The 11,605-nt window shown below is 70.1% G+C and carries 10 protein-coding genes; 7 read left to right on the top strand and 3 right to left on the bottom strand.

Translation table 11 applies throughout. From position 1 onward, the window contains the following. The 6 genes from D7X74_RS16310 to D7X74_RS16285 all read left to right on the top strand — a co-directional run. On the top strand, positions 1-1,443 hold a 1,443-nt coding region (locus tag D7X74_RS16310), incomplete at its 5' end, for a multicopper oxidase family protein (protein WP_370450761.1). A gap of 197 nt (positions 1,444-1,640) precedes the next feature. Then, positions 1,641-3,296, top strand: coding sequence for an ATP-binding protein (locus D7X74_RS16305; protein ID WP_120533889.1), 1,656 nt, complete (start codon positions 1,641-1,643; stop codon positions 3,294-3,296). A gap of 86 nt (positions 3,297-3,382) precedes the next feature. After that, the gene (locus D7X74_RS16300; protein ID WP_120533888.1) at positions 3,383-4,189 is read left to right on the top strand and encodes an acyl-CoA desaturase; all 807 of its coding nucleotides are present in this window, start codon (positions 3,383-3,385) and stop codon (positions 4,187-4,189) included. Between the two features lie 19 nt (positions 4,190-4,208). Beyond that, positions 4,209-4,514, top strand: a complete 306-nt coding sequence (locus tag D7X74_RS16295; protein WP_120533887.1) for a PRC-barrel domain-containing protein — start codon at positions 4,209-4,211, stop codon at positions 4,512-4,514. A 66-nt stretch (positions 4,515-4,580) separates the two neighbouring features. Further along, positions 4,581-5,066 carry a PH domain-containing protein gene (locus D7X74_RS16290; RefSeq protein WP_120533886.1) on the top strand — a complete coding sequence of 162 codons (486 nt, stop codon included), beginning with the start codon at positions 4,581-4,583 and terminating at the stop codon, positions 5,064-5,066. Then, positions 5,056-6,606 (top strand): PH domain-containing protein, encoded by a 1,551-nt coding sequence (locus D7X74_RS16285; RefSeq protein WP_158622237.1) that lies wholly within the window; start codon positions 5,056-5,058, stop codon positions 6,604-6,606. The genes D7X74_RS16290 and D7X74_RS16285 overlap by 11 nt, the downstream gene beginning before the upstream one ends. Here D7X74_RS16285 and D7X74_RS16280 read toward each other — a convergent pair. The 3 genes from D7X74_RS16280 to dhaL all read right to left on the bottom strand — a co-directional run bounded on the left by D7X74_RS16280 (position 6,579) and on the right by dhaL (position 10,052). Next, entirely contained in the window at positions 6,579-7,466 is an 888-nt protein-coding gene (locus D7X74_RS16280; protein WP_120533884.1) for a CPBP family intramembrane glutamic endopeptidase, read from the bottom strand. The genes D7X74_RS16285 and D7X74_RS16280 overlap by 28 nt on opposite strands. An 81-nt stretch (positions 7,467-7,547) precedes the next feature. Next, positions 7,548-8,363 (bottom strand): nucleic acid/nucleotide deaminase domain-containing protein, encoded by an 816-nt coding sequence (locus tag D7X74_RS16275; RefSeq protein ID WP_120533883.1) that lies wholly within the window; start codon positions 8,361-8,363, stop codon positions 7,548-7,550. A 3-nt stretch (positions 8,364-8,366) separates the two neighbouring features. Next, positions 8,367-10,052, bottom strand: a complete 1,686-nt coding sequence (gene dhaL / locus D7X74_RS16270) for a dihydroxyacetone kinase subunit DhaL (RefSeq protein WP_120533893.1) — start codon at positions 10,050-10,052, stop codon at positions 8,367-8,369. A 286-nt stretch (positions 10,053-10,338) separates the two neighbouring features. On the opposite strand from dhaL, the gene mxcK reads away from it, so the two are divergent. Then, positions 10,339-11,574 (top strand): myxochelin export MFS transporter MxcK, encoded by a 1,236-nt coding sequence (gene mxcK / locus D7X74_RS16265; protein ID WP_120533882.1) that lies wholly within the window; start codon positions 10,339-10,341, stop codon positions 11,572-11,574. Positions 11,575-11,605: the final 31 nt, after the last annotated feature.

Below are 11,605 nucleotides of genomic sequence, written 5' to 3'. Positions count from 1 at the left end.
GACGAAGCCCCCCGGGCGCCCGAGGACACGGAGTCCCAGGCCCCCGCCCTCACCCGCCGCAGCCTCCTGGCACGCACGGGCGCCACGTTGGCGACCGGGGCCCTGCTGATGCACGGCCGCGATGCCCGGGCGCAGTCGGACGTGCCCGGCGCGAAGGCTCCGCGCGAGAACTCCGCGGCGGCCACGGGAGGCCGCAGCGCCCGGCAGACGCACCTGCCTCCCGGAAGGGCGGGACGCGACTACCTGCCCATCGTGATCCCCAACGGCACGAAGCTGCCATGGAAGGACGTGGGCGGCGTGAAGGTGTTCCACCTGGTGGCGCAGGAGGTGGAGCATGAATTCGCGCCCGGCCTCAAGGCCACCTGCTGGGGCTACAACGGCCAGGTGCACGGGCCCACCATCGAGGTGGTGGAGGGCGACCGCGTCCGCTTCTACGTCACCAACCGGCTGCCCGCGCACACCACCGTGCACTGGCACGGCATCCTCCTGCCCAACGGCATGGACGGCGTGGGCGGCCTGAACCAGAAGGCCATCGCCCCGGGAGAGACCTACCGCTACGAGTTCACGGTGCGGCAGTCGGGCACGGGCATGTATCACTCGCACCACGACGAGATGACGCAGATGGCCCTGGGCATGGTGGGGATGTTCGTCATCCACCCGCGCAAGCCGGTGGGCCCGCGCGTGGACCGCGACTTCGCCATCATGCTGCACGAGTGGCGCATCGACCCGGGCACGAACCGCCCGGATCCCAACGAGATGACGGACTTCAACATCCTGACGATGAACGCGAAGGCGTTCCCCGGCACGGAGCCGCTCGTCGTGCGCCAGGGCGAGCGCGTGCGCATCCGCTTCGGCAACCTGAGCGCGATGGACCACCACCCCATCCACCTGCACGGCTACCAGTTCCGCATCACCGAAACGGACGGAGGCCGCATCCCCGACAGCGCGCAGTGGCCGGAGACGACGGTGCTGGTGCCCACCGGCAGCACGCGCACCATCGAGTTCGTCGCGGACGAGCCCGGCGACTGGGCCATGCACTGCCACATGACCCACCACGTGATGAACCAGATGGGCCACGACCTGCCCAACCTCATCGGCGTGAAGCCCGGCGGCCTGGACGCGAAGGTGCGCCCGCTGCTGCCCGGCTACATGACCATGGGCCAGACGGGCATGGGGGACATGGGCGGCATGCACCACATGCCGGTGCCCTCGAACTCGATCGCCATGGTGGGCGGCAAGGGGCCCTACGACGAGATCACCATGGGCGGCATGTTCACCCTGCTCAAGGTGCGCGCCCGGCTGGACGGCGAAGGCGATCCCGGCTGGTACACGCTGCCTCCGGGAACGCAGGCGCAGCTCGCGCAGGAAGACGAGCTGCGCCGCGACGGCATCGACGTGGAGGCCCCACCAGCCGCGGAGCCTGGAGGGGCTCGGAGAGGCTGAGCACCCCACCGCAAGGCCACGAACCCCTGACAGGCGACCAGACCGTCGCCAGCAATCAAGCCCTTGCACTGACTGCGCTCGACCGTCACTTTTGTCTTAAGTGCACAGTTCGACGAACTACTCCGCCGCCCCGCTCGCGCATCCCTTCCCGCAGTGCTAGCGCGCTTCCTGGCCCGGTGGGTGCCAGAGGATGCGCAATGGCGAGCGTGGCGGACATCATCCGGAGTCATCACACCGAGATCATCCGGCAGTGGACGGAGGAAGCGAACCGGACCGCGTCGGCCCGAGGCCTGGGGGGGCCCGAGTTCAGGAACATCATGCCGACGTACCTGACCGCTCTTGCCGACATGCATGAGACGCCGGGGGCTGGCATCAGCGACCAGCAGAAGTACGTCGAAAGCCACGTGTCCGCGCGGCTTCGCCAGGGATTCCACGTGGCGGAGGTCGTCGAGGAATTCGCCCTCCTGGGACGGTGCATCACCCGGATGTGGAGCAACGCTCCGCTCGGCCAACAACCTGATGTCCAGGATGTCGAGCGGCTCTTCACCGAACTGCATGCGGCCTCGACGGCCGTGACGGATCTCTTCAGCAAGCACTTGCTGGAAGATGAGCAGACGGAGAAACGCTACCTGCGCCTGCTCCAGCAGGTGGCCAGCGAGGCGCTGGCCTCGGACGGGGCGACCCTGCGAGACCGTCTGAAGGAGGTCCTCGAGCTGATCCTCGAAGCGATGGGGGCCCAGAGCGTGGCCCTGCTCCTGTACGAGCCGGCGAGCCAGAAGCTCGTGACCGCGGCCTCCGCGGGAGCCGCGGATGAGGCCTTCGAGCACTACGCCGTCTCGCTGGACCCTGCGTCCTTCCCGGGAACGGTCGCGGCCGGGGGAGAGGAGACCAGCACGCTCCCGGATGCCAGGACTACGATGCTGGACGTGAGCGACACGCTCCGCAACAGCGGCATCCACGCCGTGCTCGGTGTCCGGCTTCCTCCCCACCACGCGCTGATGGGGGTCCTGTACGTGGGCGTCTCCGAGATCCGGGAGTTCACCATCCGGGAGAAGACGCGGCTCCAGTCCCTGGGCCAGCACCTGAGCATCCACCTGGACAACGCCAAGCTGTATGCGGACCTGAAGGAGAAGCTCGAGGAGCTCGAGGCCGAGCGGCACTTGCGTGAGCGGTTCGTCTCCGTCCTGGCGCACGATCTGCGCGGCCCGCTCGCGGCGGCGAAGATGAGCGCCCAGATGCTGATGCGCTTCCCGGAGAAGCTGAGCGAGCGGCGCGATCTGGCGATGAAGATCGACCGGAACATCGAGCGCACCGACCAGATGGTCCGGGACCTGCTCGACGCGAACCGCATCCGGGCGGGCGAGCGGATTCCCCTGCGGCTCGACGAGTGCGACCTCGGAGGGGTCGCCCGGGAGGTCGTCGAGGAGTTGAACACCCTCCATGGGGACCGCTTCGTCCTTGAGACCCAGGAACGTGTGCGAGGCATCTGGAGCGCGAACGAGCTGCGCCGCGCCCTGTGGAACCTGGGGAGCAATGCCTTCAAGTACGGAGCGGCCGACCAGCCCATCACCTTCACGGTCTCCCGCACCGACGTCGGGGCACGGGCCTCCGTGCACAACACCGGCCCCGTGATTCCGCGCGACGACCGGGAGAGCATCTTCCGTCCTTTCAGCCGGACCCGGTCCGCGCAGCAGGGGCCCGCCAGGGGCTGGGGACTGGGATTGACGCTGGTGTGGGGATGCGCCCAGGCGCACGGCGGAAGGGTCGTCGTCACGAGCGATGCCACCACCGGAACGACCTTCACCCTGGAGCTGCCGTGGGACGCCCGGCCGTTCCAACCCGGTGCGCGGTAGGCAGGGCCGCGGCGCAAGGCGGTACGGAGGGATGTGTTTCGGGCCTGGCCTGACAGGGCGCTGACATGAGGGGGCGTTGTCCTCTCATGATTCCATTCGCCTTCGCCTCCCACTGGTCGCTGAGCGTGCTCTTCCAGAGCCTCTTCCAGCACCGCTACGCCGCGCACCGCATGTACACGATGGGGCCGCGCACCGAGCGGGCGCTGCACCTGTCGACCGCCCTGGTGCAGGGCTCCAGCTACCTGGACCCGCGCGCCTACGCCATCATGCACCGCGAACACCATGCCTTCGCGGACACCGAGCGCGACCCGCACTCGCCCGCGCACCACGAGAATCCGCTGCGCATGATGCTCCACACGGCGCGCCGCTACGCGGGCCTGCTCACCGGCCGCATCGCCGCCGAGCCACGCTTCCTCGGGGGCCATCCCGAGTGGCCCGCCGTGGACCGCCTCTTCAACCAATGGACCACGCGCATCGCCTTTGGCGCGCTCTACACGCTGTTCTACAAGCGCTTCGCCACGCGCAGGTGGCACTGGGCGCTGCTGCCCATGCACTTCGTGATGGGGCCGGTGCACGGCGCCATCGTCAACTGGTGCGGACACCGCTACGGCTACCGCAACTTCAAGACCCGCGATGCGTCGCGCAACACGCTGCCCATGGACGTGCTGTGCATGGGGGAGCTGTTCCAGAACAACCACCACGCCCGCCCGGCGAGCCCCGACTTCGCGGCGAAGCGCTTCGAGCTGGATCCCACCTGGCAGGTGATGCGCCTGCTCTCCCGCCTGAAGCTCATCCGGATCGCGCAGGCCCCGCAGGGCGAGCAGGCGGCACTGCCTCCGGTGCGAATCCGCGAGAACAGCGGCGGAGCGCTCGCGGCATCCCCATCCTTATGAATGGGGGAGGAACCGGCACATGCGATTTTCAGAGAGCGTCGTCCAGGGCCGTACGGTCGTCGCGGCGGACGGTCAGAAGCTGGGGACCGTGGAGACGCTGACGATTGACGACCAGACCTGGAAGGTCGAGGGGCTCCAGGTGAAGTTGGATTCGGAGAGTTCTGATCAGCTGGGCGTCTACTGGAACTACTTCCACGCGGGGCGGGTCGACGTGCCCACCCGACTGGTCCATTCGGTGAGCGACACGGTGATCCTCACCGTCACGGTGGAAGAACTCCACCGGGTGCTGGTGGCGGAATCCGAAGCCGCGTCCGCTCCAGCGTGACAGGCAAGTTCCAGCGGGAGGGGCCGGATTGGGGATACATTCGGGGCGTTCCCGGAGGAATCGCCCATGACCGCTCCCCTGCCGACGCTGGAACGCCTCCCTCGCGGAGCCCTCACGTTGTTCCGCATCCGGGCGCTGCTCCGGCTTGGGATGTATGGGGCCGTGGCGTTCGGCGTGGCGCTGGCGCTGTCGTACTCGGGCGTGGAGCACTGGCCCTTCCTGCTGCCGTGCGCGGTGGTGCTGGGCCTGAGCGTGCTGACCGCGTGGTATCCGCAGCGCGCGCATGAGCGGTGGGGCTGGGCGCTGCGCGAGCACGACCTGGTCATCTCCCACGGCGTGCTGCTGCACCAGGTGGTGTCCATCCCCGCGGGCCGCATCCAGCACGTGGACGTCCACCAGGGCCCCATCGAACGGTCGCTGGGGCTGGCGCGCCTGCAGATCTTCACCGCCGCGGGCAGCGGCGCGGACGGAGAGATTCCCGGGCTCGCCCGCGAGACGGCGGATGCCCTGCGCGAGAAGCTGGTGCGGCGCGAGGCGGACGATGTCGTCTGAGCCCGTGTCCGTGCCCGTCTCCATGGAGGCCCTGCCTGTCACCAACGAAGTTCCCTGGAAGCGGCTGAGCGCGAAGGCGCCGCTCGCGGCGCTGGTGCCCCTCACGTCGACGATGGGGCGCATGCTGCTGGGCGCGCTGCTGCCCACGTACTTCGCGGGCGAGCGCGGCCTGCCCTGGGTCCTCTGGATCATCGTGGGGACGCTGGCGCTGTTGCTGCTCGCCGCTGGGCTCTACGAGGTGGCCACGCTGAGCTACCGCGTGGACGGCCGTCAGTTGGAGATCCGCTCCGGCATCTTCACGCGCACCTCGCGCTTCATCGAGGCGGCGCGGGTGCAGAACACGGAGGTGCTCCAGCCCTTCGTGTCGAAGTTGCTCGGGTTGGTGGAGGTGAAGGTGGAGACGGCCTCCGGGGGCAAGGCGGACGGCCACCTGCGAGGCCTGACACCGGAGGACGCGCAGGCGTTGATCCAGGCGCTCCAGGCGGTGCGCGGCGAAGGTCCGGCGGCGGCGGTCCTTCCGGGCGAAGCGGTCCAGGGCGAGCGGGTGCTCTCCGAGGCCCGGCTGGGAGCGCTGCTGCTCTACGGCGCCACGGCGCTGGGGTTGGGCGTGCTCGCGGTGGTGATGGGCGCGCTGCATGAAATCACCGAGACCTTCCACAAGCTGCTGCTGCCGTGGATGGAAGCGCATTGGGAAGCGGTGGCGGCCCCCGGGATGGGATGGCTGGCCGCGACGGTGGCGGCGCTCGCGGGGCTGTTCGGCCTGTGGCTGGTGAGTGGTGTCCGCGCGGTGCTGCGCTTCCACGGCTTCCGGCTGGTGGACACCGGCACGCACCTGCGCGCGGTGGGAGGGCTCATCACGCGCCGGCAGGTGACGGTGCGGCGGGCGCGCATCCAGCAGGTGGTGCTGGATGAGCCACTGTTGCGACGCGCGCTGGGCTTCGGCTCGGTGGAGGTGGAGACCGCGGGCGTCCGGGCCGGCAAGGAGACCACGGAGCGCGCGGAGCTGCTGGTGCCCGTGGTGCCCACCGCGAGCATGCCCGGCCTGCTGCGTGAGTTCGTGCCGGAGCTGCCCGACGCCATCGACGCCCTGCCCCTCAAGCCCGCGCACCCGAAGGCACTGCTGCGGGCGCGGATCCGCGCGGTGGGCCTGAGCGTGCTCGTGGCCGCGCCCGCGACGTGGTTCTGGGGCGCGTGGGGCGCGCTCGCGTGGGGCCTGCTGCCCGCGCAGCTCCTGGCCGCGTGGTTCGACTGGCGCTTCCAGGGATGGCTCATCACGGACGCGCTGGTGGTGGTGCGCCAGGGTTTCTGGAGGCGGCGCACGACGGTGGTGCAGCGCTCGCGCATCCAGTCCGTCCGCGCGAGGCAGGGGCCACTGGAGCGCGGCTACGGCATCGGGCACGTGAGGATCGACGTGGCGGGCTCATACGTCGTGCTGCCCAGCGTGGGCTGGGAGGAAGCCCAGTCGCTCATCGACCTGCTCCCGGCCCGACGCGTGCGCCCCGGACGCAGCGGCTACGAGAGCGATCCCACGCTCGCGTAGGGCACCTTCCCTGGAGCACGCCGCGCGTTCCAGCGGCCGATCATCCAGGGCGCCAGCAGCAACAGGTTCGCGGCGAGCACAAGGAAGCCCGTCTCGCCCAGCCACGGGCTGTCGGGGGGATTCGAAGCGGCCAGGAGCGCCCCATGCACCTCGTTCCAGATGCCATGGAGCACGATGGGCGGCCACATGCTCCCCGACTCCAGTTGCAGGCGCGCCATCACGACCCCCAGCGGCACCAGGGCTCCCGTGAAGAGGAGCGCCGTCATGCCCCAGGACTCCGCGCGCATCAGGAGCGGCAGATGCCAGAGGGACCACACGAGGCCGGTCAGCACCAGCGCGCCGGGGACGCGTGCATCAAGCAGACGAGGCGCCAGGTAACCCCGCCAGCCCAGCTCCTCGCCCATCACCCAGGGCAGGTGGAGGACGAAGCCCAGGGTGACATGCAACCCGAGTTGCAATGCCATCCGGCCCCCCGGAGCGCCCGGGGTCGCCACCTGCCTCGCCCCTCCGGGGAGCATGAAGGAGGCATGGGCGGGGGGCTCGAAGCTCGCGAGCCCCAGGGCCCAGGCGCCGCCATAGGCCAGCAGCCCCACGCCAATCGGAAGGCTCCAGGCAGCCAGCACGGCCTTCAGGCCCGCCCTTCCGCCCAGACGGAACGAGAGGTCGGCCCATCCCTCCCGCAAGGCAAGCCGCGCGACAAAGGACGCGACGGCCGGGCACCACATCAGGAGAAAGACCCTGGAGGGTGAGTCGAGGAACGCAACGCGGCGGATGATGGCCCACTCAGCGATCGCCGTGAGGGGAATCAACACCGCGAAGAAGACATACAAACCACGGCGTGCGCGTTGGACGTCATCCATGCGGCGGAGCCTACGCCTGAACAGGCCATGCTTTCACGGCAAGTCCCTCTGTCGGACTGCGCGATCCTGACGTGATGCGCATCACATATTGGCGTTCTTGAGCGCCCTCCAATACGGAATGGTCTGGGTGAGAGGCTTCAGGGCGGCGGGGATCTTCCACTGGCCGAAGATCCCCGTCAGATTGCCCTGACGCGCGGCCGTCACCACGCCCAAGTTCCACGCGTTGTACGCGGCCATGACCGCCTCGCACTTCACGCAACAGGGCTTGCTGATGGCGATGTAGACATCCGCCCTGGCATTGCCTGCGTTCGCCTGATGCAGGTACTCCAGGATGCGCATTTCCGCGTGGACGGTGTTCCGGTGGTCGCAGGCGAAGGCTGGCCCTCCGCCCACCACGACCTGGAGCGTCCCGCCAGGGCCCCACTGGTACTCCACGACGGCCACCTGGTTCAGGAAGATGAACGAGGTGGGCGAGGTGACCAGGTCCTGGCTGGCCGACACGGCGCCGGCGATCCTGGTCAGCTTCTCCATCCGCATCGTCGGGTCGAAGGTACTGTCGTCGTTGGTGGCGATGATGAGCTGGTTTCCCCAGGCACAGAACGCCACGCACGTTCCGAACTCGTTCGCCTGCGCGACCTTGTCGAATCCCGGGCCCCACCAGAAGAGGTCGGCGTTCTGCTGGACGTTCGCCTGGAGGGGAGCGGCCGTGCCCTGAAGCTTCTGCGCGAGCAACTGGCCGGCCTCGTACTGCTTGTCGCCCAACCGGGAGAAGTGCTGGTTGGCAGGCAGGCCCTGCTGGCGCGGCTTGACGTACTCATCAACGTAATGCGTGACGCACAGCTTGATCTCCGCCGAGATGGCCTCCTTCTTGGGATTGGAACACTTCTGACATTTCATGGGTCACCCCAGCGCTTTCATCCAGATGACGACCGCCGCCGCGCCCGCGTCGGGAATCCCCTTCGCGCGCTCGCCCAGGTAGCTCGCGCGCCCCAGCCGCGCCGTCATGCTCGCCGTCGCCTCCGCGCCCTGCTCCGCCGCGAGCGTCGCCTCCGCCCATGCGGAGCCTAGCGACTTCCCCTCGCGCACGGCGCGCACCAGCGCCTCCGCCGCCGGGTACAGCGCGTCCACCATGGTCCGGTCCCCGGGCCGCGCGCCGCCCAGCTCCGACACCGACTCGACGGCCACCTGGAACGCCTTGGCCCAGTCCGCCGCGTCCGGCACCTTGTTCGTCAGGTGGCGTGAGGCCCGCATGAGCGCGGTCGCGTAGAACGGTCCGGAGCTGCCGCCGATGCTCCTGCGCAGCGCCTGCCCCAGCTCCATCAGCGCCCCGGACGGCGTGCCCCACGCGCCCTCCGGCAACGCACGGATGGCTTCCGCGCCCCGCACCAGGCTCAAGCCCAGGTCTCCGTCCCCCGCCGCGCTGTCCAGCTCCGTCAGCCTCGCCTCCGCCGCATCCCACGCGTCCGCCACCGCCAGCGCGCCCGCCTTCATCCGCTCCATCTGCGGCTGCGGCTTCGGGTGTCCCTTGATGGTGGGCAGCGCATCGCGCGTGGACACCACCCGGCGCTGCGCGACCAGCGTGCCCTTGCCCGGCCACGCCGGCGCCTCGGTGGCCGCGTCCAGCCGCGCCAGCCGCGCGTCGTCCACCTTCAGCAGCGTGAGCGAACACCCCGGCATCTCCAGCGCGGACAGGAACGTGCCCTGCCACGCCCGCTCCACCTTCACGCCCCGCTCCGCCAGGAACGCCAGCGCCCGACGCGTCATGATGGCCAGCTCCATGGGCGGCGTGCCCCCCAGGCCGTTGACCATCAGCGCCACGCGCTCACCCTTCCCGATGTTCCGGTCCTCCACGATGGTCGACAGCAGCGTGTCCACCAGCGCGTCCGCGCGCTGGTGCGCGACGCGGCGCACCCCCTGCTCGCCGTGGATGCCCAACCCCAGTTCCACCTCGCCCTCGCCCAGCGTGAAGCCCGGCCGGCCCGCCGCCGGCACCGTGCATGGCCCCAACGCCACGCCCATGCTGCCCAGCGCCTGGGCCGCCTCCGTCGCCTCGCGCGCCACCTCCGCCAGCGACGCACCCGCCGCCGCCGCCGCGCCCGCCACCTTGTGCACCAGCACCACGCCCGCGATGCCCCGCCGCCGCGCGGGCTCCACCGTGTCGCGCAACGCCACGTCGTCCGCCACCACGACGACCTCCGTCGGGATGCCCTCCGCCCGCGCCAGCTCCGCCGCGAGCCCGAAGTTGAGCCGGTCGCCGGTGTAGTTCTTCACGATGAGCAGCGCGCCCGCCGTTCCCGCCACCGCGCGGATCGCCGCCAGCACCGCGTCCGTGCTGGGCGACGTGAAGACATCCCCCGCCACCGCCGCGTGCAGCATGCCCGTGCCCACGTAGCCCGCATGCGCCGGCTCGTGCCCGCTGCCACCGCCGGAGAGGATGGCCACCCGCCGCGCCCCCAACGCCGCCGGCACGTCCGCGCGCACCACCACCGTCTCCCCCTCCAGCAGCGCCTGCCCGGGCGCGAGCGCCACGAACCCCTCCAGCATCTCCCGGACCACTTCGCGCGGCGCATTGACGAGCTTCTTCACCTTCGTGACCTCGGCGGAAAAAGGGCGGAGCAGACGGCTCCAGACCCCACCCTTCCGCCCGTCCAACGGCCCGTCAAGCGAGCCGGACGCTGCAAGCCCTCCGCCAGACGATTGCGTCACGAAACCCGTTTTCCATTGACTCCGGCCCGTTTCTGATGATGATTCTCATTATCATTCGCTGAGTCGCAACAAACACGCGGGGCCCGGGCAGGGTGCGCCGGGTCCTGGCGGAGCCCTGTCTGGCATTGCCGGATGTTGGCAGGGCCGACGTGTGTCTGGATTCCAGGTGATTGTCTTGAGTGCTCCATCCCCCGTCGCGCGCGAGCGCACGCTGCTGTGGCTCCTGGCGGCGGTGCAGTTCACGCACGTCGTCGACTTCATGATGCTGATGCCGCTGGGGCCCCTGCTGATGCAGCGGCTGGACATGTCGGCGACGCGGTTCGGTGCGCTGGTGTCCGCGTACACGCTCGCGTCCGCGGCCATGGGCGTGCTGGGCGTGTTCTGGTTGGATCGACTGGAGCGCAAGCGCACGCTGCTGATGCTCTACGCGGGCTTCATCACCGCCACGCTCCTGTGCGGCGCGGCCACCGGGGCCGTGGGACTGCTCGTGGCGCGCACCGTGGCCGGGGCGTGCGCGGGATTGATGGGCGCGGTGGTCATCGCCATCGTCAGCGACGTGGTGCCCGCGGAGCGCCGGGGGCAGGCCATTGGCACCGTGATGACCGCGTATGCGCTGTCCGCGGTGGCCGGTGTGCCGCTGGGCCTGGGGCTCGCGAACCTCTGGGGCTGGCGCTCGCCCTTCATCGTCCTCGCGGCCGTGGCCGGCCTCGTGTGGCTGCTGCTGCTGCGCTTTCTTCCCCGCGTGGACGGACACCTCTCACGCGAGTCCGGCGCCGCCGAGGCCTCGTCGCCCGCCTCCGTCTTCACGCCCCGGCTGGCGCTGGGCTGGGTGCTGACGTTCACGGTGGTGTTCGCCAGCTTCCTGCTCATCCCCTACCTGGGCGCCTTCATGGTGGGCAACCTGGGCCTGTCGCTGTCGGAGCTGCCATGGGTGTACCTGGCCGGCGGCGCGGCCACGCTCCTGAGTTCGCGGTGGATTGGCGGGCTCGCGGATCGCCTGGGCCCCGCGCGGGTGCTGGCCGGCCTGCTGGTGTTCACGATGGTGCCGCACCTGCTCTTCACGCACCTGCCGCCCTCCCCGCTGCCCGTCGTGGCGCTGGTGTTCGGGGTCTTCATGACGCTCACCTCCGGCCGGGCCATCCCCACCATGGCGCTCGTCGCATCGCGGGTGCCGCCGTCCCTGCGCGGGCGCTACCTCGCGGTCAACATGGCCGCCAGCGACGGCGCCTCCGGACTGGCCGCGTGGATGGGCGGACTGCTCCTGTCCACCGCGTCCGACGGCGCGCTCATCGGCTTCGGCCCGCTGGGCTTCTTCGCCGTGGGCATCTCCGCGCTCGCGCTGGGCCTGCTGTGGGTCTTCGCCGGACGCGCCGTGCCCGTGAACGCCACCCCCGCTTCCTGACAATCCCTCTCCACCCCCTGAACACAAGGAC

Source organism: Corallococcus sp. CA047B, from assembly GCF_003612065.1.
GTDB lineage: Bacteria > Myxococcota > Myxococcia > Myxococcales > Myxococcaceae > Corallococcus > Corallococcus praedator.
The sequence above is the reverse complement of the archived record's forward strand: the minus strand, read 5'-3'. Positions and strand labels throughout refer to the sequence as shown.

Bases quoted from the DNA above. Each gene is read 5' to 3' on its own strand.
- D7X74_RS16305 (WP_120533889.1), top strand. From the start codon at position 1,641: ATGGCGAGCGTGGCGGACATCATCCGGAGTCATCACACCGAGATCATC.
- D7X74_RS16300 (WP_120533888.1), top strand. From the start codon at position 3,383: ATGATTCCATTCGCCTTCGCCTCCCACTGGTCGCTGAGCGTGCTCTTC.
- D7X74_RS16295 (WP_120533887.1), top strand. From the start codon at position 4,209: ATGCGATTTTCAGAGAGCGTCGTCCAGGGCCGTACGGTCGTCGCGGCG.
- D7X74_RS16290 (WP_120533886.1), top strand. From the start codon at position 4,581: ATGACCGCTCCCCTGCCGACGCTGGAACGCCTCCCTCGCGGAGCCCTC.
- D7X74_RS16285 (WP_158622237.1), top strand. From the start codon at position 5,056: ATGTCGTCTGAGCCCGTGTCCGTGCCCGTCTCCATGGAGGCCCTGCCT.
- D7X74_RS16280 (WP_120533884.1), bottom strand. From the start codon at position 7,466: ATGGATGACGTCCAACGCGCACGCCGTGGTTTGTATGTCTTCTTCGCG.
- D7X74_RS16275 (WP_120533883.1), bottom strand. From the start codon at position 8,363: ATGAAATGTCAGAAGTGTTCCAATCCCAAGAAGGAGGCCATCTCGGCG.